The 24,807-nt window shown below is 37.9% G+C and carries 25 protein-coding genes and 2 other annotated features; all 25 genes read left to right on the forward strand.

Going from position 1 to position 24,807, the window contains the following annotated elements:
- The first annotated feature begins 282 nt into the window (after positions 1-282).
- The 25 genes from ctsR to rpoB all read left to right on the forward strand — a co-directional run bounded on the left by ctsR (position 283) and on the right by rpoB (position 24,800).
- On the forward strand, positions 283-744 hold the full coding sequence (gene ctsR / locus V7S50_RS31655; RefSeq protein ID WP_060629196.1) for a transcriptional regulator CtsR: 462 nt from the start codon (positions 283-285) through the stop codon (positions 742-744).
- Between the two features lie 173 nt (positions 745-917).
- Positions 918-1,466 (forward strand): UvrB/UvrC motif-containing protein, encoded by a 549-nt coding sequence (locus tag V7S50_RS31660; protein WP_242256491.1) that lies wholly within the window; start codon positions 918-920, stop codon positions 1,464-1,466.
- A gap of 4 nt (positions 1,467-1,470) precedes the next feature.
- Positions 1,471-2,535 (forward strand): protein arginine kinase, encoded by a 1,065-nt coding sequence (locus V7S50_RS31665; RefSeq protein ID WP_242256490.1) that lies wholly within the window; start codon positions 1,471-1,473, stop codon positions 2,533-2,535.
- A 22-nt stretch (positions 2,536-2,557) separates the two neighbouring features.
- The gene (clpC, locus tag V7S50_RS31670; protein WP_060629199.1) at positions 2,558-4,993 is read left to right on the forward strand and encodes an ATP-dependent protease ATP-binding subunit ClpC; all 2,436 of its coding nucleotides are present in this window, start codon (positions 2,558-2,560) and stop codon (positions 4,991-4,993) included.
- Positions 4,994-5,089: 96 nt separating this feature from the next.
- The gene (gene radA, locus V7S50_RS31675; RefSeq protein WP_063222341.1) at positions 5,090-6,466 is read left to right on the forward strand and encodes a DNA repair protein RadA; all 1,377 of its coding nucleotides are present in this window, start codon (positions 5,090-5,092) and stop codon (positions 6,464-6,466) included.
- A 3-nt stretch (positions 6,467-6,469) separates the two neighbouring features.
- Positions 6,470-7,543: a DNA integrity scanning diadenylate cyclase DisA gene (disA, locus tag V7S50_RS31680; protein ID WP_242256488.1), complete on the forward strand. Its 1,074-nt coding sequence runs from the start codon at positions 6,470-6,472 to the stop codon at positions 7,541-7,543.
- Positions 7,544-7,703: 160 nt separating this feature from the next.
- Entirely contained in the window at positions 7,704-8,813 is a 1,110-nt protein-coding gene (locus tag V7S50_RS31685; protein WP_242256486.1) for a PIN/TRAM domain-containing protein, read from the forward strand.
- 16 nt (positions 8,814-8,829) lie between these two features.
- On the forward strand, positions 8,830-9,510 hold the full coding sequence (gene ispD / locus V7S50_RS31690; RefSeq protein ID WP_242256484.1) for a 2-C-methyl-D-erythritol 4-phosphate cytidylyltransferase: 681 nt from the start codon (positions 8,830-8,832) through the stop codon (positions 9,508-9,510).
- A 115-nt stretch (positions 9,511-9,625) separates the two neighbouring features.
- Positions 9,626-10,102, forward strand: a complete 477-nt coding sequence (gene ispF, locus V7S50_RS31695) for a 2-C-methyl-D-erythritol 2,4-cyclodiphosphate synthase (protein ID WP_000488386.1) — start codon at positions 9,626-9,628, stop codon at positions 10,100-10,102.
- 89 nt (positions 10,103-10,191) lie between these two features.
- Positions 10,192-11,649, forward strand: a complete 1,458-nt coding sequence (gltX, locus tag V7S50_RS31700; RefSeq protein ID WP_098557118.1) for a glutamate--tRNA ligase — start codon at positions 10,192-10,194, stop codon at positions 11,647-11,649.
- A 47-nt stretch (positions 11,650-11,696) separates the two neighbouring features.
- Positions 11,697-11,942 (forward strand) — a binding site (T-box leader).
- A gap of 146 nt (positions 11,943-12,088) precedes the next feature.
- The gene (gene cysE / locus V7S50_RS31705; protein ID WP_000476500.1) at positions 12,089-12,754 is read left to right on the forward strand and encodes a serine O-acetyltransferase; all 666 of its coding nucleotides are present in this window, start codon (positions 12,089-12,091) and stop codon (positions 12,752-12,754) included.
- Positions 12,735-14,132, forward strand: coding sequence for a cysteine--tRNA ligase (gene cysS, locus V7S50_RS31710; RefSeq protein ID WP_060629205.1), 1,398 nt, complete (start codon positions 12,735-12,737; stop codon positions 14,130-14,132). Before cysE ends, cysS begins: the two co-directional genes overlap by 20 nt.
- A 2-nt stretch (positions 14,133-14,134) precedes the next feature.
- Entirely contained in the window at positions 14,135-14,542 is a 408-nt protein-coding gene (locus tag V7S50_RS31715) for a Mini-ribonuclease 3 (RefSeq protein ID WP_000564261.1), read from the forward strand.
- Entirely contained in the window at positions 14,539-15,282 is a 744-nt protein-coding gene (gene rlmB, locus V7S50_RS31720) for a 23S rRNA (guanosine(2251)-2'-O)-methyltransferase RlmB (RefSeq protein ID WP_063222348.1), read from the forward strand. The genes V7S50_RS31715 and rlmB overlap by 4 nt, the downstream gene beginning before the upstream one ends.
- 3 nt (positions 15,283-15,285) lie before the next feature.
- Positions 15,286-15,798, forward strand: coding sequence for an NYN domain-containing protein (locus tag V7S50_RS31725; RefSeq protein ID WP_063222349.1), 513 nt, complete (start codon positions 15,286-15,288; stop codon positions 15,796-15,798).
- A 67-nt stretch (positions 15,799-15,865) separates the two neighbouring features.
- A complete protein-coding gene (locus V7S50_RS31730) occupies positions 15,866-16,525 on the forward strand; it encodes an RNA polymerase sporulation sigma factor SigH (RefSeq protein WP_000387198.1) in 660 nt (219 codons plus the stop codon).
- Between the two features lie 128 nt (positions 16,526-16,653).
- The gene (gene rpmG / locus V7S50_RS31735; RefSeq protein WP_002070160.1) at positions 16,654-16,800 is read left to right on the forward strand and encodes a 50S ribosomal protein L33; all 147 of its coding nucleotides are present in this window, start codon (positions 16,654-16,656) and stop codon (positions 16,798-16,800) included.
- A gap of 32 nt (positions 16,801-16,832) precedes the next feature.
- Complete coding sequence (gene secE, locus V7S50_RS31740; protein ID WP_001241321.1) at positions 16,833-17,012, forward strand: preprotein translocase subunit SecE; 180 nt, start codon at positions 16,833-16,835, stop codon at positions 17,010-17,012.
- Between the two features lie 131 nt (positions 17,013-17,143).
- A complete protein-coding gene (gene nusG, locus V7S50_RS31745; RefSeq protein WP_000415794.1) occupies positions 17,144-17,677 on the forward strand; it encodes a transcription termination/antitermination protein NusG in 534 nt (177 codons plus the stop codon).
- Between the two features lie 167 nt (positions 17,678-17,844).
- Positions 17,845-18,270, forward strand: a complete 426-nt coding sequence (gene rplK, locus V7S50_RS31750; RefSeq protein WP_001085872.1) for a 50S ribosomal protein L11 — start codon at positions 17,845-17,847, stop codon at positions 18,268-18,270.
- Between the two features lie 176 nt (positions 18,271-18,446).
- On the forward strand, positions 18,447-19,139 hold the full coding sequence (rplA, locus tag V7S50_RS31755) for a 50S ribosomal protein L1 (protein WP_063222350.1): 693 nt from the start codon (positions 18,447-18,449) through the stop codon (positions 19,137-19,139).
- Positions 19,140-19,188: 49 nt separating this feature from the next.
- Positions 19,189-19,332: a sequence feature (ribosomal protein L10 leader region), on the forward strand.
- A gap of 39 nt (positions 19,333-19,371) precedes the next feature.
- Positions 19,372-19,872 carry a 50S ribosomal protein L10 gene (rplJ, locus tag V7S50_RS31760; protein WP_029439120.1) on the forward strand — a complete coding sequence of 167 codons (501 nt, stop codon included), beginning with the start codon at positions 19,372-19,374 and terminating at the stop codon, positions 19,870-19,872.
- A 67-nt stretch (positions 19,873-19,939) separates the two neighbouring features.
- Positions 19,940-20,299 (forward strand): 50S ribosomal protein L7/L12, encoded by a 360-nt coding sequence (rplL, locus tag V7S50_RS31765; protein WP_000159737.1) that lies wholly within the window; start codon positions 19,940-19,942, stop codon positions 20,297-20,299.
- A 76-nt stretch (positions 20,300-20,375) separates the two neighbouring features.
- Positions 20,376-20,975 carry a class I SAM-dependent methyltransferase gene (locus V7S50_RS31770; RefSeq protein WP_242256482.1) on the forward strand — a complete coding sequence of 200 codons (600 nt, stop codon included), beginning with the start codon at positions 20,376-20,378 and terminating at the stop codon, positions 20,973-20,975.
- 291 nt (positions 20,976-21,266) lie between these two features.
- Positions 21,267-24,800, forward strand: a complete 3,534-nt coding sequence (rpoB, locus tag V7S50_RS31775) for a DNA-directed RNA polymerase subunit beta (protein WP_060629208.1) — start codon at positions 21,267-21,269, stop codon at positions 24,798-24,800.
- Positions 24,801-24,807 lie beyond the last annotated feature (7 nt).

Raw genomic sequence — 24,807 nt, forward strand, 5'->3', positions numbered from 1 at the left:
GAACACGGAAGTTAAGCTCTCTAGCGCCGATGGTAGTTGGGACCTTGTCCCTGTGAGAGTAGGACGTCGCCAAGCAACTAAACACGAGTCAAATGACTCGTGTTTTTTCGTGTTTTCTTTTATAATCCATAGTAATTAAAAAATGTGTTTAAATAATAATTATTTTGATTAAATACAAGGGAACGTGGCTAGGATAGTGAATAAGCAAAAGAGTTGCAAATTTTATTAATACGTATATAATTAAAGTCAAAGATAGTCAAAGTCAATAAAGGTGGCGGATAAATGAGAAATATATCTGATATCATTGAGCAATATCTAAAGCAAGTTATTGACTTAAGTAATAATAATGTGATTGAAATCAAAAGAAATGAGATTGCGGATCGATTCGAGTGCGTACCATCTCAAATCAATTATGTAATCAATACCCGTTTTACGTTAGAAAGAGGATTTGTAGTAGAAAGTAAACGTGGTGGAGGAGGTTACATTCGCATTATAAAAGTCAAACTGCATGATGATATAGACATTATTGATCAAATGCTTCATATGATTGATCATAGCATTGCACAAGGGAATGCAGAGAGTATGATTATACGTTTAATAGAAGAGGGAATCATAACAAATCGTGAAGCTAAACTTATGCTAAGTGTACTAGATCGTTCTGTATTATCAATGGATGTTCCTTCTCGAGATGAACTTAGGGCTCGAATATTATGCGCAATGTTAAGAACACTGAAATATAAATAAATACAGCTGTTGTAAAAGAATAATAACTAAGAGATAAGGTAGTTAAATATTGTAGAGGTTTTGAAAAAAGAACACGCACTTTTATTTAAACGAATAAAGGAAAGTGAACCATCTAGTAATGTATGAAAAGTACTATGAGATAGATCGTTCCTGTTATAAAGGTGGGGATAGTGATGACTTGTCAAAACTGTAATATAAGACCAGCAACTTTACATTATACAAAAGTAATCAACGAAAAGAAGGCGGAAGTTCATCTTTGTGAGCAATGTGCAGAACAAAGTGGCTATACGTCTTTCTTTCAATCATCGCAGTCTAACTTTTCATTTCATGATTTATTTGCTGGGTTATTACACGGTGAATCAACAATGTTTGAAGAAGGAAAAAACGGGTTTTCGAATACAAGTATATTAAAGTGCCCAGATTGTAAGATGACATATGAACAATTTACAAAGGTGGGACGCTTTGGATGTGCTTCTTGTTACGATACATTTAAGGAACATTTAAAGCCATTATTAAAACGTCTTCACGGGGGACATACAGATCATTGTGGAAAAATTCCGGAACGTATAGAAGGAAATGTTCACTTAAAGAAAGAATTAGATGAACTAAAACTCATTCTGAAACAATACGTACAGAAAGAGGAGTTTGAGAAAGCTGCTGAAGTAAGGGATAAAATTCGAGGTCTTGAAAATCAGCTTAGTGAGCATAGAGAGGGGGAATAGTTCTATGTCACTGGACAAAATTATGAATGAAGCGATTAGTCCATGGATGAAGGGGGATGGCCCTGATTCTGATATTGTTTTAAGTAGTCGAATTCGTTTGGCTCGTAATTTTAAAAAATATCAATTCTCTACTATGCAAAGCGAAGAAGAAGCTAAACAGATTCATGAATTATTTAAAAAGGAATTTATAAATAAAACGGTAGAACCTTTTGGAGAGTTTGAACTATTAAAAATGAATGAATTAACACCTCTTCAAAGGAGAGTATTAGTTGAAAAGCATTTAATTAGTCCCAACCTTGCAGGAACAGAATATGGAGCATGTCTATTGTCAGAAAGCGAACATATTAGTGTTATGCTTAATGAAGAAGACCATATTCGGATTCAGTGCTTATTTTCAGGATTGCAATTATCAGAGGCTCTTCAAAGTGCCAATCAAATAGATAATTGGATAGAGGAAGAGGTTGAATATGCTTTTGATGAATCACTTGGATATATTACAAGTTGTCCTACTAACGTTGGTACTGGATTAAGGGCTTCTGTAATGATTCACTTACCGGGACTTGTTTTAACGAAAAGAATTAGCCGTATTATACAAGTAATTCAGAAATTAGGGTTAGTAGTAAGAGGAATATACGGTGAAGGTAGCGAAGCGTTAGGTAATATATTTCAAGTGTCAAATCAAATGACGCTAGGAAAATCTGAAGAAGATATTATTGCAGATTTAAAGAGTGTCATTCAACAAATTATACAACAAGAAAAAATGGCTAGAGAATTAATTTTACAAAATTCAAGCATTGAGCTTGAAGATAAAGTTTATCGCTCTTATGGCATACTAGCAAACAGTCGGTTAATTCAATCTGCGGAAGCAGCCACTTGCTTATCAGATGTACGACTTGGTATTGATTTAGGATATATAAAAGGTGTATCGAGAAATATTTTGACTGAGCTAATGGTCCTTACACAACCAGGCATTTTACAACAATATGCAGGAGGACCTTTAGGACCAGAAGAAAGAGATTATCGAAGAGCAACCTTAATCCGTGAGCGATTACGTATTGAAAAAAACTAAGCGCAAGTAGGAGGCGATTTCTATGATGTTTGGAAGATTTACAGAAAGAGCACAAAAAGTATTAGCTTTATCTCAAGAGGAAGCAATTCGCATTGGGCATAATAATATTGGAACAGAACATATTTTACTTGGGCTTGTACGCGAAGGGGAAGGAATTGCAGCAAAAGCGTTGATTGCTCTAGGATTAAGTCCAGAGAAAGTTCAAAAAGAAGTAGAAGCGTTAATTGGACGCGGAACAGAAGCGTCTCAAACGGTACATTATACACCGCGTGCTAAAAAGGTTATTGAGTTGTCTATGGATGAAGCTCGTAAATTAGGTCATTCTTACGTTGGAACAGAACATATCTTACTTGGTTTAATCCGTGAAGGTGAAGGTGTAGCGGCACGTGTTTTAAATAACTTAGGTGTTAGCCTAAATAAAGCAAGACAACAAGTATTGCAACTTCTTGGAAGTAATGAAGCAAGTTCAGGTCACCAAGGTGGTTCTTCAACAAATGCAAATACACCAACACTGGATAGCTTAGCACGTGATTTAACAGTTGTTGCACGTGAAAATCGTTTAGACCCTGTTATTGGGCGTGGTAAAGAAATTCAACGTGTAATTGAAGTGTTAAGCCGTAGAACAAAAAACAATCCTGTATTAATTGGAGAGCCTGGTGTAGGTAAAACGGCGATTGCTGAAGGATTAGCACAACAAATCGTAAATAATGAAGTTCCTGAAACTTTAAGAGATAAGCGTGTTATGACATTAGATATGGGTACAGTGGTAGCTGGAACGAAATATCGTGGTGAATTTGAAGATCGTTTGAAGAAAGTAATGGATGAAATCCGTCAGGCAGGAAATATTATTCTATTTATTGATGAACTTCATACATTAATTGGTGCAGGTGGAGCAGAAGGTGCTATTGATGCATCGAACATTTTAAAACCTTCTTTAGCTCGCGGGGAGTTACAATGTATTGGGGCGACAACGTTAGATGAATATCGCAAATATATTGAAAAAGACGCGGCTTTAGAGAGACGTTTCCAACCAATTCATGTTGATGAGCCAAGTTTAGACGAATCAACTCAAATCTTGAAAGGTTTACGTGATCGCTATGAGGCACATCACCGCGTATCTATTACAGATGATGCAATTGATGCAGCTGTAAAGCTTTCAGATCGTTATATTACAGATCGTTTCTTACCAGATAAAGCAATTGATTTAATTGATGAAGCTGCTTCTAAGGTTCGCTTACGCTCTTATACAACACCACCAAATTTAAAAGAGCTTGAAGTGAAGCTTGAGGAAATTAGAAAAGAAAAAGATGCAGCTGTACAAAGTCAAGAATTTGAAAAAGCTGCTTCCTTACGTGATATGGAACAACGCTTGCGTGAGAAGTTAGAAGATACGAAGCGTCAGTGGAAAGAGAAACAAGGACAAGAAAACTCAGAAGTAACAGTAGAAGATATTGCAAATGTCGTATCTACGTGGACGCGTATTCCGGTTTCTAAACTTGCACAAACAGAGACTGATAAATTATTAAACTTAGAATCCATTCTTCACGATCGTGTTATTGGTCAAGATGAAGCGGTAGTAGCTGTAGCGAAAGCCGTTCGTCGTGCTAGAGCAGGATTGAAAGATCCGAAACGTCCGATTGGTTCATTTATTTTCTTAGGACCAACAGGTGTAGGTAAGACGGAGCTAGCAAGAGCGTTAGCGGAATCTATGTTCGGTGATGAGGATGCAATGATTCGCATCGATATGTCTGAGTACATGGAGAAGCATTCTACCTCTCGTTTAGTTGGATCTCCTCCAGGATATGTTGGATATGAAGAAGGTGGACAATTAACAGAAAAGGTTCGCCGTAAGCCATATTCAGTTGTCCTATTAGATGAAGTAGAGAAAGCTCATCCTGATGTGTTTAATATTTTACTACAAGTATTAGAAGATGGTCGCTTAACGGATTCTAAAGGGCGTACGGTTGATTTCCGTAATACAATTGTTATTATGACATCTAACGTTGGTGCAGACGCGTTAAAACGTAATAAACATCTTGGATTTAACGTACAAGATGAGAGCCGCGATTATTCAGATATGAAAGGTAAAGTAATGGATGAACTGAAAAAGGCATTTCGTCCAGAATTCTTAAACCGTATTGATGAAATTATCGTGTTCCATATGCTTGAGAAAAAACATATTCAAGAGATTGTAACACTTATGGTGAATCAGTTAGTGAATCGCTTAAAAGAGCAAGAGATTGAATTGCATTTAACAGAAGGAGCGATTTCAGCCATTGCTGATAAAGGGTTTGACCGAGAGTACGGTGCTCGCCCACTTCGTAGAGCAATTCAGAAACATGTAGAAGATAGACTATCGGAAGAACTTTTAAAAGGTGCTATTGAGAAAGGACAAAAAGTTATCTTTGATGTTGAAGGAGAATCATTTGTCATTCATAGTGCTGAAAAGGTAAAATAAGTATAGACAAACTAAGAGGGCTACGAGATAGCCCTCTTTCTTGTACGAGAAGGATAAATTGTTTATAGATGAAAGTGAAGTGAAATATAAAACGATATGGCTAAAAAGAAAACAAAATTCACATGTCAAGAGTGTGGTTATCAGTCACCGAAATATATGGGGAAATGCCCTGGATGTGGTCAATGGAATACGCTTGTTGAAGAGATGGAGCCGGTTATATCATCAAGGCGCCTTAATTATGCCAATGCGATTCAAACAGAAGTAACAAAGCCAAGACGTCTTACTGAAGTAGAAACAAAGTCTGAGGCGCGTATTGAAACAAAATTTCAAGAGTTTAACCGTGTACTTGGAGGCGGGATTGTAGATGGGTCCTTAGTACTTATTGGTGGAGATCCTGGGATTGGAAAATCAACATTGTTATTACAGATTTCATCACAATTAGCGGATTCTTCATATGATGTACTATACATATCGGGTGAGGAGTCAGCAAAGCAGATTAAACTTCGTGCAGATCGTTTGCATGTAAAGGGTAGTAATCTATTTGTTGTAGCAGAAACGGATTTACAGCGAATTGCAGCACACATTGAAGAGATGAATCCAGCTTTTGTTGTTATTGATTCTATTCAAACGATACATTTACCTGAGGTGACGTCAGCACCGGGAAGCGTGGCACAAGTACGTGAATGTACAGCAGAATTAATGAAACTTGCAAAAACGAAAGGAATCCCTATTTTTATCGTCGGACATGTGACAAAAGAAGGTGCAATTGCAGGACCTCGTATGTTAGAACATATGGTCGATGCAGTTCTTTACTTTGAAGGAGACCGTCATCATACATATCGTATTTTGCGAGCTGTGAAGAATCGTTTTGGTTCCACGAATGAAATGGGTATTTTTGAAATGAAAGAACTTGGCCTTGCGGAAGTCTTAAACCCTTCTGAAATTTTCCTTGAGGAAAGACCTGTTGGGGTTGCAGGATCAACAGTGGTAGCCTCAATGGAAGGAACAAGACCAGTTTTAGTAGAAATACAAGCATTAATCTCCCCTACTAGTTTTGGAAACCCTCGAAGAATGGCGACGGGAATTGATCATAACCGTGTATCACTTATTATGGCAGTGTTAGAAAAAAGAACAGGTTTATTATTGCAAAATCAAGACGCATATTTAAAAGTAGCAGGTGGTTTGAAATTAGATGAACCAGCAATTGATTTAGCTGTGGCTTTAAGTATAGCTTCAAGTTTTAGAGATAAATCTACGGCACCAACCGATGCAGTAATAGGAGAAGTAGGATTAACTGGAGAAATAAGAAGAGTATCAAGAATTGAACAACGTGTACAAGAAGCGGCTAAATTAGGATTTCAACGTGCTATTATTCCTAGAAAAAATTTGGGAGGATGGACAATTCCGGATGGGATTGAGGTAGTAGGTGTATCTAATTTGGGAGAAGCGCTTCGTTTGACATTAGGAGGCTAGGCTATGGAAGAAAACAAGCAACGTGTCAAAAGTATGATTAATATTTTACAGCTCGTGGCTCCGGGAACACCACTGCGCGAAGGGATAGATAATGTACTTCGCGCACAAACAGGGGGATTAATTGTTCTTGGATATAACGAGCAGATTAAAAGTATTGTCGATGGAGGTTTTCATATTAATTGTGCATTCTCTCCTGCTAGTTTATACGAGTTAGCAAAAATGGATGGGGCACTTATTTTAAATGAAACGGGAAGTAAAATTTTAATTGCGAACGCACAATTAGTTCCAGAGGCATCTATTGATTCTATTGAAACGGGAATGCGTCACCGAACGGCAGAGCGTGTAGCGAAGCAGACAGGTAGCCTTGTTGTGGCTATTTCACAAAGACGTAACGTAATTACACTATATCAAGGGAATTTACGTTATACACTAAAAGATATAGGTGTTATTTTAACAAAGGCAAACCAAGCTATTCAAACGTTAGAAAAATATAAAGCTGTATGGAATGATGGGATTACAAATTTGGGCATTCTAGAATTTGAAGAGGTTGTTACAATGTCCGAGGTGGTTCATGTTTTACATAGTGTTGAAATGGTACTACGTATTAAAAATGAAATATTGAGCTATATTCATGAACTAGGAACAGAAGGTAGGTTAATTCGTTTACAACTTACTGAACTACTAGCTGATTTAGAAGCAGAGGCAGCGCTATTAATAAAAGATTACCATCAAGAAAAAACACAAGACCATCATCAAATTTTGAAAAAGTTACAAGAACTTGCAAATACACAACTTCTAGAGGATAGTGATTTAGTTAAATTGCTTGGATATTCAGGGCAAACGAGTTTAGAAGAAAGTGTGACACCGAGAGGATACCGAATCACCAGCAAAATTTCACGTGTTCCACCACTTATCATTGAAAATTTAATTAATCGATTTAAAACTTTGCAAGGTGTTTGTCGGGCAACTATTAATGAATTAGATGATGTGGAAGGAATTGGGGAAGTCAGGGCGAAGAAAATACGAGAAGGCCTAAAAAGAATTCAAGAGCATCTCTATATGAGTAGACACAATTAAGAATATTACATTGATTCCATAATATAACGACACTAGAACACTTTTGGTATATGATATGATATATTGGTAAATAAAACTATTTATAAAAAAACACGTCCGCTTTTGCATTCGGCGTTTTGATTAGCGAAACAATGGTTAATAATGAGTAGGAGGTGGTTGGATGTTAAAACGGATTGTACAGCTCTTCTTTTTAGTAATCGGGGGAGCATTAGGGATTTACTTAATCCCAAAAGTTATTAATGTATTAGACATGGGTGCCGTTCCTTTATTGGAAGGATCGTATGTTCGTGCAATTATTGGTGCAATTATTTTATTTTTAACAACATTTTGGCTTGTAGATTATATCGTTCAACTTATTAAGCATATTGAAGAGGCCCTTGTAAAGGCGCCTGTAGCGGATGTTTTATTTGGTACATTAGGGTTAATCTCTGGTCTTATTGTTGCATATTTAATTTTAATACCAATTCGTGAATTTACAATTCCAGTTATTAGTACAGTGTTGCAAGTGTTCTTTACTCTTTTACTTGGATACTTAGGATTCCAAGTAGGGTTTAAGAAGAGGAATGAATTGCTAGGATTATTTACATTACCACAACGTGGGAAGAAGAAAAATAATAATAGTGAGAATGAAGAAACTGAAACTGAGGTAGAAGAATCTACAACTCATTGGAAAATTCTTGATACTAGTGTAATTATCGATGGACGTATTGCTGATATTTGCCAAACAAAGTTTTTAGAAGGAACAATTGTGATTCCACAATTCGTGTTAGAAGAACTTCAGCACATTGCCGATTCTTCTGATGCTTTAAAGCGTAATCGTGGTCGCAGAGGATTAGATATTTTAAATCGTATTCAAAAAGAGATGCCGATTCCGGTAGAAATTTATGAAGGTGATTTTGATGATATTCAAGAAGTGGATAGCAAACTTGTAAAGTTGGCGAAAATTACTGGTGGAACGGTAGTAACGAATGATTTCAACTTAAATAAAGTCTCTGAATTACAAGGGGTAACGGTGTTAAACATTAACGATTTAGCTAATGCGATTAAACCTGTTGTACTCCCAGGTGAAGAACTAAGCGTTTATGTTGTAAAAGATGGAAAAGAACAAAATCAAGGTGTTGCATATTTAGATGATGGCACGATGATTGTAGTAGAAGATGGTAGAGAATACGTAGGTTCGCAACTCAATGTACTTGTTACGAGTGTGTTACAAACATCAGCTGGTCGTATGATTTTCGCCAAACGTAAATTATTAGAAAAAGCATTATAAGTAGAGGATTATTAATATGTATACATTAATTATTCCAGCAGCTGGTCAAGGAAAGCGAATGGGTGCTGGCAAAAATAAGTTGTTTTTACTTATTAATGAAGTACCGATTATTGTGCATACGTTACGTGCTTTTGAAAAGGATAAAGCATGTAAAAATATTATCATGGCAATTAACGAAGAAGAGCGCCCATATTTTGAAGAGCTAATGCAGAAGTATCCGGTTGAAAAGCCAGTACAATTTATTCAGGGTGGAGCTGAAAGACAAGATAGTGTGTATAACGCGATTCAGCATACGAGTGATGTTGGGTATGTTCTTGTACATGACGGTGCGCGCCCGTTCGTAACAAATAAAGTGATCCAAGATGTATTAACTGCAGCAGAAAAATATGGAGCTTCCATTTGTGCGGTGCCAGTGAAAGATACCGTTAAGAAAGTACAGCAGGGTGTTGTTGTCGAAACAGTAGAAAGATCTCAGCTTAAAGCTGTACAAACACCGCAAGGGTTCTCTGTTTCTCTTTTGTTAGAAGCTCATAGAAGTGCGAAGCAGAGTTGTTTCCTTGGTACAGATGATGCAAGTCTCGTGGAACGTATCGGGAAGCAAGTAGGTGTAGTAGAGGGGAGTTACTATAATATTAAAGTGACGACTCCAGAGGATTTACTAATTGCTGAAAGCTTTCTTCACGTTCAAAAGAAATAATAGCAAGGATTATAGCGAAGAAAAGCTCGGCAAAGGCCGGGCTTTTCTTTATAGGGATAGCGATATAATATAGAGTCATAAAGCTTAGTAGTTTAGCTTGAGGAGGATGTAAAGAATGTTTCGAATTGGACAAGGTTTTGACGTACATGAATTTGCGGAAGGTAGACCGTTAATTATCGGTGGAATTACAATTCCTCATGAGAAGGGATTGATCGGTCACTCGGATGCAGATGTACTATTACATACGATCGCAGACGCATGTTTAGGTGCAATTGCGGCAGGTGATATTGGAAAACATTTCCCTGATACAGACCCTGCCTTTAAAGATGCGGATTCAGCTGTGTTGTTACAGAAGGTTTGGGAATTTGTACGTGAACAAGGTTATGAGCTAGGGAACCTAGATTGTACAATTATCGCCCAAAAGCCGAAAATGGCACCACATATTGAAAGTATGCGTAAACGCATTAGCGAACTATTAGAAACGTCTATTGATAATATCAATGTAAAGGCAACAACAACAGAAAAATTAGGATTTACAGGTAGGGAAGAAGGAATTGCTTCTCAAGCAGTTGTTTTATTACAGAAAAAATAATGGTTTTTAATTCGTAAGATGGATAATCACATTTTTTTGGTGTACAATTATAGAATGTGTTGACATTAAGAATGGAAGGTGTACCAATTATGGAAAAGCAAGTGAGAGTGCGCTATGCGCCAAGTCCAACAGGACACTTACATATCGGAAATGCGCGTACGGCATTATTTAATTATTTATTTGCTCGTCATCAAGATGGTAAGTTTATTATTCGTATTGAAGATACTGATGTAAAACGTAATGTTGCTGGTGGAGAAGAAAGCCAATTAAAATACTTGAAATGGCTCGGTATGGACTGGGATGAAGGTGTTGATGTTGGTGGTGAATTTGGACCATATCGTCAAACAGAGCGTTTAGATATGTATAAAAAATTATATGAAGATTTATTAGAGCGTGGTTTAGCTTACAAATGTTATATGACAGAAGAAGAGCTAGAAGCGGAACGTGAAGGGCAAATCGCTCGTGGTGAAACACCTCGTTACGCAGGTAACCACCGTGATTTAACTGAAGCACAAGTGAAAGAATTTGAAGCTGAGGGACGTATTCCGAGTATTCGTTTCCGTGTACCAGCTGACCGTGATTACACATTTAAAGATATTGTAAAAGATGAAGTTGCATTCCATTCAAATGATTTCGGTGATTTCGTTATCGTGAAAAAAGATGGAATTCCAACTTATAACTTTGCGGTAGCAGTAGATGATCACTTAATGGAAATTACACACGTACTTCGTGGTGATGATCATATTTCAAACACGCCAAAACAAATGATGATTTATGAAGCTTTCGGTTGGGATATTCCGCAATTCGGTCATATGACTTTAATTGTAAATGAAAGCCGTAAAAAATTAAGTAAGCGTGATGAATCTATTATTCAATTTATTGAGCAATATAAAGAGCTTGGATATCTTCCAGAAGCAATCTTTAACTTTATTGCATTACTAGGTTGGTCGCCAGTAGGAGAAGAAGAAATCTTCTCTCAAGAAGAGTTTATCAAAATGTTCGATGCAGCTCGTTTATCAAAATCACCTGCACTATTTGATTCTCAAAAACTAAAATGGATGAACAACCAATATATGAAAAAGCAAGATTTAGATACGGTGGTAGAATTAAGCTTACCGCATCTAGTGAAAGCTGGACGTATAGGTGAAACTTTAAGTGAACAAGAACAAGCTTGGATTCGTGATGTAATTGCTTTATATCATGACCAAATGAGTTTTGGAGCTGAAATTGTAGAGCTTTCTGAAATGTTCTTCAAAGATCATGTTGATTATGAAGAAGAAGGACAAGAAGTATTAAAAGGTGAACAAGTACCAGAAGTACTTCGTGCATTTGCCGGTCAAGTAGAAGCACTAGAAGCGATGGAACCAGCAGCAATTAAGGCGGCTATTAAAGCAGTCCAAAAGGAAACAGGTCATAAAGGTAAAAACTTATTTATGCCAATCCGTGTTGCAACTACTGGTCAAACACATGGTCCAGAACTTCCTAATGCTATTGTACTTCTTGGAAAAGAAAAAGTGTTAAATCGTCTTCAAAAAGTAATTGGTTAACATTTTCTAGGTTTAGAAATATAATAAGTATACTTAAAACCTAATAAGGAAAAGCGACGAGAAGGAGAAGTAGAAAATCAGGCTTTTTACAGAGAGAACCACCTTTAGGCTGGAAGTGGTTTATAAGCGGATTTTTGAAATGCCCCTTCGAGTCTTCTGCTGAACAGCAAATTGTTTTGTGAAACGTCTTAGGGCGTAAAGTAAGCAGAAGCGGTGTGTACCGTTATCAGAGATGAGTTTGAGGCTTCTTTAGCCTAAACAGAGTGGAACCGCGCTTATAAGGCGTCTCTGTCAATATGACAGAGGCGTCTTTTTTATACTGTAAAAATGGGTATGAGTATAAGTTTTATCCCCGTGCACAAAGATTTAGGGGAATAAGTAGGGAGTTAAGGGAGTTAGTTCGCTCGAAAAAGCATCCCATAAAGGGGAGGGAACGTCGATGTTTAAGAGGCTTCGGGAAGATATTGAAGTCGTTTTTGAACAGGATCCAGCGGCAAGAAGTTATTTCGAAGTCATTTTGACTTACTCTGGATTACATGCAGTTTGGGCCCATCGAATTGCACATGCTTTTTATAAAAAGAATTTCTTCTTTATTGCACGTTGGATCTCACAGGTTAGTCGTTTCTTTACTGGCATTGAGATTCATCCAGGAGCAACAATTGGTCGTCGTTTTTTCATAGACCATGGAATGGGGGTTGTAATTGGAGAAACGTGTGAAATTGGTGATAATGTAACAATCTATCAAGGAGTTACATTAGGTGGTACAGGTAAAGAAAAGGGAAAGAGGCACCCTACAATTCAGGATAATGTATTAATTGCAACAGGTGCTAAGGTACTAGGTTCTATTACAGTTGGAGAGAATTCTAAAATTGGAGCGGGGTCTGTCGTATTAAAAGAAGTCCCTGCGCATTCTACAGTTGTAGGTATACCTGGCCGAGTCGTTATTCAAAATGGAGTAAAGATCGGTCAAGAATTAAATCATTCTGACCTTCCAGACCCAATTTTTGATAAATTAAAGGTCATGGAAGTAGAACTTGATAAATTGAAAAAACAACTTGAAGTAAAGGTAGAAAGGAAGGATAAAAATGACTATTCACATTTATAATACGTTAACACGTCAAAAGGAAGAGTTTACTCCATTAGAAGAAAATAAGGTAAAGATGTATGTATGTGGACCTACAGTTTATAACTATATTCACATTGGGAATGCAAGACCACCTATGGTATTTGATACAGTACGCCGTTATTTAGAATATAAAGGGTATGATGTGCAGTACGTATCTAACTTTACTGACGTAGATGATAAGTTAATTAAAGCAGCAAATGAATTAGGTGAAGATGTGCCGACAATTGCTGACCGTTTCGTTGAAGCGTACTTTGAAGATGTAACAGCACTAGGTTGCAAACATGCAACGGTTCATCCGCGTGTAACGGAAAATATGGATATCATTATTGAATTTATTCAAGAACTTGTGAATAAAGGATATGCATATGAATCAGAAGGCGATGTGTACTTTAGAACGAAGGAATTCGAAGGGTACGGTAAATTATCGCATCAACCAATCGCAGACTTACGCCACGGTGCGCGTATTGAAGTAGGAGAAAAGAAACAAGACCCTCTTGATTTTGCTTTATGGAAAGCTGCGAAAGAAGGAGAAATCTTCTGGGAAAGCCCTTGGGGTAAAGGTCGTCCAGGGTGGCATATTGAATGCTCGGCAATGGCACGTAAATACTTAGGAGATACAATCGATATTCACGCTGGTGGTCAAGACTTGGCATTTCCTCATCATGAGAATGAAATTGCGCAGTCTGAGGCGTTAACAGGAAAAACATTTGCACGTTATTGGATGCACAATGGATATATTAATATTAATAATGAGAAGATGTCTAAGTCACTTGGGAACTTCATTTTGGTTCACGATATCATTAAGCAATATGATCCACAGTTAATTAGATTCTTTATGCTATCAGTACATTACCGTCACCCAATTAATTTCAGTGAAGAGTTATTACAAAGCACAAATAACGGACTGGAAAGAATTAAAACGGCTTACGGTAACTTAAAACACCGTATGGAAAGTAGTACGGATTTAACAGATCATAATGAGAAATGGTTAGCTGAGCTGGAAAAATTCCAGACTGCATTTGAAGAAGCAATGAATGATGACTTCAACACTGCTAATGCAATCACTGAATTATATAATGTAGCAAATCATGCGAATCAATATTTACTGGAAGAGCATACGTCTAAAGTGGTAATTGAAGCTTATGTAAAACAACTTGAAACATTATTTGATATTCTAGGGTTAGAATTAGCGCAAGACGAGTTGCTTGATGAAGAAATTGAAGCGCTTATTCAAAAACGCATTGAAGCTCGTAAAAATCGTGATTTTGCGTTATCAGATAAAATTCGCGATGATTTAAAAGACCGTAATATTATTTTAGAAGATACCGCTCAAGGTACAAGATGGAAAAGAGGATAAGAATGATTGATGCAAAGCAATTAAACAGCTTAGCGTTAGCATATATGGGTGATGCGGTATATGAACAATATATCCGCTATCACCTACTTCAAAAAGGGAAAGTTCGTCCTAATCAATTGCATCGATTAGGGACGAGCTTTGTTTCGGCAAAAGCACAGGCGAAAGTTGTTTATCATTTATTAGAGACAGCATTTTTAACTGAGGAAGAAGAAGCGGTACTAAGAAGAGGGCGTAATGCAAACTCAGGTACTGTTCCGAAAAATACGGATGTACAAACATATCGACATAGTACAGCATTTGAAGCGCTAATTGGCTATCATCACTTATTAAATAATCGTGAAAGATTAGACGAAATTGTATATAAGGCAATTGCTGTTTTAGAAGAGAAGGAAGGGGGCACATCATCATGAGTAGTGAATATATTATCGGACGTAACCCTGTAATTGAAGCGTTACGATCAGGAAGAGATATCAATAAAATTTGGGTTGCAGAAGGTGCTGCCAAAGGACAAGTACAAATTGTACTAGCACTAGCGAAAGAAAATAAGATTATTTTACAACATGCACCAAAAAAGAAGTTAGATCAATTAGTTGAGGGGAACCATCAAGGGGTAATTGCTCAAGTGGCTGCCTATCAATATGCTGAGTTAGAAGATCTATTCAAAGTAGCAGAGAAGCGTAATGAAGATCCGTTCTTCTTAATTTTAGATGAAATTGAAGACCCGCATAACCTAGGTTCTATTATGCGTACTGCGGATGCAACAGGAGCTCATGGAATTATTATTCCAAAAAGAAGAGCTGTGGGACTTACAGCATCAGTTGCGAAAGCATCTACTGGAGCAATTGAATATATTCCCGTTGCACGCGTAACGAATTTATCTCGTACAATTGATGAATTAAAAGAACGTGGACTTTGGATCGCTGGTACGGATGCAAAAGGGAAAACGGATTACCGTAATTTAGATGGTAAAATGCCAATTGGATTAGTAATTGGCAGTGAAGGAAAAGGTATGAGTCGTATTATTGGTGAAAAATGTGATTTCCTAATAACTTTACCGATGGTCGGTAAAGTTACATCCTTAAATGCTTCAGTAGCCGCAAGTTTGTTAATGTATGAGGTATATCGTAAACGTCACGAAATTGGTAAATAAAAAATGAACGATATTTTAATCGTTGACGGTTACAACATTATCGGAGCTTGGGGAGAATTGAAGAAACTACGGGATGTAGATTTGCAATCATCAAGAGATGCACTGATTGATAAGATGGCGGATTACCAAGGGTACACAGGTACAAAGGTAATGATAGTTTTTGATGCTTATACAGTCCACGGTATTGAAAAAAAGATGAAACAATCGCATGTGGAAGTCATATTCACGAGGAAGAATCAAACTGCAGATGAAAAGATAGAGCAGCTTGCGATCGAGCTTAGAAATATAAATACGCAAATATATGTTGCGACTTCTGATTATACGGAACAATGGGTTATATTTGCACAAGGTGCTCTTCGAAAATCTGCACGTGAATTAGAGTTAGAAGTACAAGCGATGGAGCAACAAGTAAGAAGGCGTACACAAGACACAAAAGAAAAGCAACCCGCCATGCGAAAGATATTTAGTAAAGATATTACAGAAAAATTAGAAAAATTAAGAAGAGGAGAGCGTTGAAGCATTGACGCTCTTTATCTTTTTACTGTATAATATTGCTAAATAAATAGCGGTCGGAGGGATCAAGGTGGAAGCAGGCTTCGTAAGTGTAGGCGACGTTACATTTCGTGATTTAGAGGATGAGGCAATCGTTGAGTTAGTTCGAAAAGGTAATACTGACGCTCTAGAATATTTGATTCACAAATATAAGAACTTTGTTCGCGCCAAATCAAGATCTTATTTCTTAGTGGGTGCCGATCGAGAAGATATTGTGCAAGAAGGTATGATTGGATTGTTTAAAGCGATTCGTGATTATAAAGAGGACAAGCTGTCTTCATTCAAAGCATTTGCTGAGCTGTGTATCACTCGACAAATTATTACCGCTATTAAAACAGCAACCAGGCAAAAACATATTCCGTTAAATTCGTATGTGTCTTTAGATAAGCCGATTTATGATGAGGAATCTGATCGGACATTATTAGATGTTATTTCGGAAGCGAAGGTAACTGATCCTGAAGAAATGATTATAAGTCAGGAAGAATATACAGACATAGAATCTAAAATATCTGAATTATTAAGCGATTTAGAAAGGAAAGTGCTTTCTTTATATCTAGACGGTCGTTCTTATCAAGAGATTTCGGAACAGTTAAATAGACATGTGAAATCTATTGATAATGCTTTACAGAGGGTGAAGCGGAAATTGGAACGATATATGGAAATGAGAGAGAGTACCACTTTAAATTCATAACAAGTGCTACAGGTGTAAAAAATCACCTGTTTTCTTTTTGCAGAGAGTACAAAAGGCATGTCATTGACATTGTCTTTTGTTGTATGATACATTTTTAGGGACATAATGTTACAAGGTTGGTGTAACTAATGAGGAAAAAAGTTGTACTCTCATGTGAAGAGTGTAAAAATCGAAACTACTCTACGATGAAAGATACGAGCTCGGTAGAGCGACTTGAAATAAAGAAATTCTGTAAAACATGCAATCAGCATACAGTTCACAAGGAAACAAAATAAATAATTGAAATAATACACTGGAGGTCCCGTAGATGCGTTTAACGAACTTTTTCGGCGATGTAGGTCGCGAAATGAAAAAAGTAAGTTGGCCTAAAAAAGATGAATTACTCCGTTCAACAGCGACTGTTATCGCTACAGTTGTCTTCTTTGCGATTTTCTTCGCAGTGGTTGATATGGGCATTTCTTCTTTAATTCGGTTAATTCTTGGTTAATTCTTGAATAAGAAGCACTTATCCATGATATAATGTTATTTATAAGAACTGTGTAAAAGCCCGGTGAACGGGTTTTTTCATTTGCGCAAAAAAATGTACGTCAGGGAGGGAAGGACGCTCGTCCTAAATGAATGGAAAAAAGTTGGTATGTTGTCCATACTTATTCTGGATATGAAAATAAAGTAAAAGCAAACCTAGAGAAACGTGTAGAATCAATGGGTATGCAAGATAAAATTTTCCGTGTTGTTGTCCCGGAAGAAGTAGAAGTAGAAATGAAAAACGGTAAAGAAAAATTAATGAAAAGGAAAGTGTTCCCAGGTTATGTATTAGTAGAATTGATCATGACTGATGATTCTTGGTATGTTGTACGTAACACGCCAGGTGTAACTGGGTTCGTTGGTTCTTCTGGTTCTGGATCTAAACCATCACCTCTATTAGAAGAGGAAGTTGTTACCATTATGAAACATATGGGAATGGACAACGAAGTGGTTGATTTCGACTTTGAACTTCATGAGACAGTACGTGTAAATGAGGGACCATTCGCAGATTATACAGGTGCTATCGAAGAAATTGATGTGGAGAAGAAAAAGGTTAGCGTGCTTGTGGACATGTTTGGTCGCGAGACTCCAGTTGAACTTGACTTCCATCAAATTGAAAAATTATAAAATGAAACTTGAAATGATTTGTAAAAAGTGATAATATCTTTTAAGTCAGTACGTCTTCGTTATCGGAGACGTTTTTTGAAAGATTTTATCCTTACAGATAAAATATGACGTGGGAGGGCAAATCACTGTCCAATTGACCACATCACGGACTTAAGGAGGTGTGTCTCGTGGCTAAAAAGGTAATTAAAATGGTAAAACTTCAAATTCCTGCAGGTAAAGCTAACCCAGCTCCACCGGTTGGTCCAGCATTAGGACAAGCAGGTGTTAACATCATGGGCTTCTGTAAAGAGTTTAACGCTCGTACAGCAGATCAAGCTGGTCTTATCATCCCTGTTGAAATTACGGTATTTGAGGACCGTTCATTCACTTTCATTACTAAAACTCCTCCTGCTGCTGTTCTTCTTAAGAAAGTAGCTGGTATTGAGTCTGGTTCTGGTGAACCAAACCGTAATAAAGTGGCAACTGTTAAGCGTGATAAAGTACGCGAAATCGCTGAAACTAAAATGCCTGACCTAAACGCTGCTAGCGTAGAAGCTGCAATGCGTATGGTTGAAGGTACTGCACGCAGTATGGGCATCGTTATCGAAGACTAATTCGATTTGTTTTTAAAAAAGGTTGCGGGTCTGGAATTCCAATTCGCAACCTTTATTATCGTAAATGATTATCGTTTTTAAATAAATGGATGGCGCGCATCCTCAGGTTATACCTGAAAATAAGCGTAAACGTGGGAGGTTATTCCGCTAAAACCACATTCGAGGAGGAAATAAAAATGGCTAAAAGAGGTAAAAAGTACGTGGAAGCTGCAAAGCTTGTTGATCGTGCAGCTGCTTACTCTGCAACAGAAGCAGTAGAATTAGTAAAGAAAACAAACACAGCTAAATTTGATGCAACTGTAGAAGCTGCATTCCGTTTAGGTGTTGACCCTAAGAAAGCTGACCAACAAATCCGTGGTGCAGTAGTTCTTCCACACGGTACTGGTAAAGTACAACGTGTATTAGTATTCGCTAAAGGCGAAAAAGCTAAAGAAGCTGAAGCTGCTGGAGCTGACTTCGTAGGCGATACAGATTACATCGGTAAAATCCAACAAGGTTGGTTCGATTTCGATGTAGTAGTAGCAACTCCTGACATGATGGGTGAAGTTGGTAAACTTGGTCGCGTATTAGGACCTAAAGGTTTAATGCCAAACCCTAAAACTGGAACAGTTACTTTCGATGTAACTAAAGCTGTTAACGAAATCAAAGCTGGTAAAGTTGAATACCGCGTTGATAAAGCTGGTAACATCCACGTTCCAATCGGTAAAGTATCTTTCGAAGATGCTAAATTAGTAGAGAACTTCAGAACAATTGCTGACACTTTACAAAAAGTTAAGCCAGCTGCTGCAAAAGGTACTTACATGAAGAACGTAACAGTTGCTTCTACAATGGGACCTGGCGTACGTGTAGACGTTTCTACATTAGCGTAAATTTTGGAAGTTGACTTCATAAAGAAGTTTTTATATAATCATTTATGTTGTGAATTTAAATAGTGTACCGTAGACAGTAGGTGTCAATAGACTTAATTTCCTACCTAGGTGTTAATATACGAAGCGGAAATTTTTTCTGTGACTATATGCCTCCATGTCTACAAGTTGGGCATGGAGGTTTTTAGTGCACTTTCGGTACATCTTCTATATAATCTACAGGAGGTGTAATAACATGAGCAAAGTAATCGAAACTAAACAACAAGTTGTGACTGAAATCGCGGACAAACTTCGCGCTAGTAAATCTACAATCGTTGTTGACTACCGTGGTTTAACAGTTTCTGAAGCAACAGAATTACGTAAGAACTTACGTGAAGCTGGCGTTGAGTTCAAAGTTTACAAAAACTCTCTAACTCGTCGTGCTGCAGAATCTGCTGAAATGGCTGAGTTAAATGAATTCTTAACAGGACCAAACGCAATCGCGTTCAGTAACGAGGATGTAGTTGCTCCTGCGAAAGTATTAAACGACTTCGCTAAAGATCATGAAGCTTTAGAAATTAAAGCGGGCGTAATCGAAGGTAAACTTGTAACACTTGATGAGGTTAAAGCTATCGCTACTCTTCCATCACGTGAAGGCTTACTTTCTATGCTTCTTAGCGTTCTTCAAGCTCCAATCCGTAACCTTGCACTTGCTACTAAAGCAGTTGCAGACCAAAAGGAAGAGCAAGGCGCTTAATTTTTTAAAAGATAATTACGTATTATCGATAAAACAATACAAACCTATTTAAGGGAGGATATTTACAATGACTAAAGAACAAATCATTGAAGCAGTTAAATCTATGACTGTATTAGAACTTAACGACTTAGTAAAAGCTATCGAGGAAGAATTCGGCGTAACTGCTGCTGCTCCTGTAGCTGTAGCTGGTGGCGCTGGTGAAGCTGCTGCTGAGAAAACTGAGTTTGACGTAGTACTTGCAAGTGCTGGCGCTCAAAAAATCAAAGTTATCAAAGCTGTACGTGAAATCACTGGTCTTGGCTTAAAAGAAGCTAAAGAATTAGTTGACAACACTCCAAAAGCAATCAAAGAAGGCGTTTCTAAAGAGGAAGCTGAAGAAATGAAAGCTAAACTTGAAGAAGTTGGCGCTGCTGTAGAAGTTAAGTAATTAACTTTTGATGCTTTAAAAAAAGCTCGCTCTCATGCGAGCTTTTTTTTTAACTGTAAAGAAAAGAGGTGGCCATATGGCAGACCATTATTTTTCTAACGACCCTTCTAGTAAAAGTGATCGTAAGCGATGGGAATTTACACTTCGTGGATCTCAATTTACTTTCTTATCTGACCGTGGGGTGTTCTCGAAAAACGAAGTGGACTTTGGTTCTCGTCTTTTAATTGAAGCGTTTCAAGTGCCGGATATTAAAGGTGATATATTAGACGTAGGTTGTGGATATGGACCGATTGGTTTATCGTTGGCGAAAGAGTTTCAAGACCGTAAAGTTCACATGGTGGATGTGAATGAAAGGGCACTTGAGCTTGCGAAAGAAAATGCCGCTAACAATAGAATTGGAAATGTACACATTTCTCAAAGTAGCGTCTATGAAAATGTAGATGGTATGTATGCTGCTATTCTATCTAATCCTCCAATTCGTGCAGGTAAGGATATCGTGCATGAGATTTTAGAAAAGGCTCTAGAGTATTTAGTTCCAGGTGGAGAGTTGTGGATTGTTATTCAAAAGAAGCAAGGTGCACCATCTGCACTGAAGAAACTAGAAGAAGTATTTTCTGAAGTCGAAGTTGTAGAAAAGAAAAAAGGATATTATATCATAAAATCAAAAAAACGTTGACGGTTATTTTTGGCTATGTTAACATTATACAATGCCAATATATGATTTTCTGCGTTGAGAAAGATGTATATTTTTGTTTCTCTTGGAAAAGATAGTAAAATCAGCAGATTATGAAACAGAATGATGGTTTTCTTCTAGAAGCCATTTTTCTTTTTTGAGCAGGTAGAAAGACTCAACGTATTTATCTTTAAGAGAAAGAAACTACGCTAATAGCAGTAGTTGTATTTATTTGTGATTTTGCACAAATTTTTTTGTGCATTTATAATACTCATGATTTGAGGGGTGAAGCAGTTGACAGGTCAACTAGTTCAATACGGACGCCACCGCCAACGAAGAAGTTATGCCCGTATTAGTGAAGTATTAGAGTTACCAAATCTTATCGAAATTCAAACCTCTTCTTATCAGTGGTTTCTTGATGAGGGTTTGCGAGAAATGTTCCAAGACATTTCTCCGATTGAAGACTTTACGGGAAATCTATCGCTTGAATTTATCGACTACAGCTTAGGTGAACCTAAATACTCTGTAGACGAATGCAAAGAGCGTGATGTGACGTATGCAGCACCACTTCGTGTAAAAGTGCGTCTAATCAACAAGGAAACTGGTGAAGTAAAAGAACAAGATGTGTTCATGGGAGATTTCCCACTCATGACAGAGACTGGAACATTCGTAATTAACGGTGCAGAACGTGTTATCGTTTCCCAGTTAGTTCGCTCTCCAAGCGTATACTATAGTGGCAAAGTGGATAAAAACGGAAAACGTGGTTTTACTGCTACTGTAATTCCAAACCGCGGAGCTTGGTTAGAGTATGAGACAGATGCTAAGGATGTTGTATATGTGCGTATTGACCGTACGCGTAAACTTCCTGTAACTGTTTTGTTACGCGCATTAGGGTTTGGCTCTGATCAAGAAATCACCGAGCTTTTAGGTGATAACGAATACTTAAGCAACACGTTAGAAAAAGACAACACAGATAGCACAGAAAAAGCATTGCTTGAAATTTATGAGCGTCTACGCCCTGGTGAACCACCAACAGTAGAAAATGCAAAGAGCTTACTTGTGTCTCGTTTCTTCGATCCAAAGCGCTACGATTTAGCAAATGTAGGTCGCTATAAGATCAACAAGAAGTTACACATTAAAAACAGATTGTTTAACCAACGTTTAGCTGAAACATTAGTAGATCCAGAAACTGGTGAAATTTTAGCGGCAGAAGGAACAATCTTAGATCGTCGTACACTTGATCGCATTTTACCTTACTTAGAGAAAAACATTGGATTCAAAACAGCGAAACCAATGGGTGGAGTGGTAGAAGGCGATGTTGAGCTGCAATCTATTAAGATTTATGCTCCTGAGTCAGAAGGCGAACGCGTAATTAATGTAATTGGTAATGCAAATATTACTCGTGATGTAAAACACATCACACCAGGCGATATCCTTGCTTCTATCAGTTACTTCTTCAACCTACTGTATAAAGTAGGGGATACAGATGATATCGACCACTTAGGAAACCGTCGTCTGCGTTCTGTTGGAGAACTATTACAAAATCAATTCCGTATCGGTCTTTCTCGTATGGAACGTGTTGTTCGTGAGAGAATGTCGATCCAAGATACAAATGCAATTACACCACAGGCACTAATTAATATTCGTCCTGTTATTGCATCTATTAAAGAGTTCTTCGGAAGTTCTCAGTTATCTCAGTTCATGGACCAAACAAACCCATTAGCAGAGTTAACTCACAAACGAAGACTATCTGCATTAGGACCCGGTGGTTTAACGCGTGAGCGCGCAGGCTTTGAAGTACGTGACGTTCACTACTCTCACTATGGTCGTATGTGTCCGATTGAAACACCAGAGGGACCAAACATCGGTTTGATTAACTCATTATCTTCGTTCGCGAAAGTAAATGAGTTTGGTTTCATTGAAACACCATACCGTCGTGTTGACCCAGAAACTGGTCTTGTAACAGGGCAGGTTGATTATTTAACAGCAGATGAAGAAGATAATTATGTTGTAGCCCAAGCGAATATGAAGTTATCTGAAGAAGGAGAATTCCTTAGTGAAGATATCGTAGCTCGTTTCCGTGGTGAAAACATTGTTACAAATAAAGAACGCATCGACTACATGGATGTATCTCCAAAACAAGTAGTGTCGGCAGCGACAGCTTGTATTCCGTTCTTAGAAAACGATGACTCTAACCGCGCACTTATGGGAGCGAACATGCAACGTCAGGCGGTTCCGTTAATGAATCCGGAATCTCCGATTGTAGGTACAGGTATGGAGTACGTATCAGCAAAAGACTCAGGTGCTGCAGTAATCTGTAAACACCCTGGTGTTGTTGAACGCGTAGAAGCACGTGAAGTTTGGGTACGTCGCTATGTAGAAGTTGACGGTCAAACAGTAAAAGGCGACTTAGATCGCTACAAAATGCAAAAATTCATTCGTTCTAACCAAGGAACTTGCTACAACCAACGTCCAATCGTAAGTGTTGGAAATGAAGTTGTAAAAGGTGAAATCCTTGCGGATGGTCCTTCTATGGAATTAGGTGAACTAGCACTTGGACGTAACGTGCTTGTTGGCTTCATGACTTGGGACGGTTATAACTATGAGGATGCGATCATTATGAGTGAGCGCCTTGTAAAAGATGATGTGTACACTTCTATTCATATTGAAGAATATGAATCAGAAGCTCGTGATACGAAGCTTGGACCAGAAGAAATTACACGTGACATTCCGAACGTTGGGGAAGATGCATTACGCAACCTTGACGAGCGCGGTATTATCCGCGTTGGTGCTGAAGTAAAAGATGGAGACCTACTTGTTGGTAAAGTAACACCTAAAGGTGTAACAGAGTTAACAGCAGAAGAACGTCTATTACATGCGATCTTCGGTGAAAAGGCACGTGAAGTACGTGATACATCACTACGTGTACCACACGGTGGTGGCGGTATTATCTTAGACGTAAAAGTATTCAACCGTGAAGATGGCGATGAATTGCCACCAGGCGTGAATCAACTTGTACGTGCATATATCGTTCAAAAACGTAAAATTTCTGAAGGTGACAAGATGGCCGGACGTCACGGTAACAAAGGTGTTATCTCTCGTATCTTACCAGAAGAAGATATGCCTTACTTACCAGACGGTACACCAATCGATATCATGTTAAACCCATTAGGGGTACCATCTCGTATGAATATCGGTCAGGTATTAGAGCTTCATCTTGGTATGGCAGCAAGATACCTTGGCATTCACATTGCAACACCAGTATTCGATGGTGCTCGTGAGGAAGATGTTTGGGGCACAATTGAAGAAGCTGGTATGGCAAATGACGCGAAAACAATCCTGTATGACGGACGTACTGGTGAACCATTCGATAACCGCGTATCTGTTGGTGTCATGTATATGATCAAACTTGCGCACATGGTTGACGATAAACTTCATGCTCGTTCTACTGGACCATACTCACTTGTAACGCAGCAGCCTCTTGGAGGTAAAGCTCAGTTCGGTGGACAGCGTTTCGGTGAGATGGAGGTTTGGGCACTTGAAGCTTACGGTGCTGCTTATACTCTTCAAGAAATCTTAACAGTGAAATCTGATGATGTTGTTGGACGTGTTAAGACATATGAAGCAATTGTTAAAGGTGAAAATGTTCCAGAACCAGGCGTTCCTGAATCATTCAAAGTATTGATTAAAGAGCTGCAAAGTTTAGGTATGGACGTTAAAATGATGTCTAGCGACGATACAGAGATTGAAATGCGTGATACGGAAGATGACGATGATCATCAATCAGCAGATAAATTGAATGTCGAAGTTGAGACAACTAAGGAATAATTGGGAT

Origin of the sequence: Bacillus sp. CCNWLW194 (assembly GCF_037120585.1) — a bacterium.
GTDB classification, from domain to species: Bacteria; Bacillota; Bacilli; order Bacillales; family Bacillaceae_G; genus Bacillus_A; species Bacillus_A basilensis.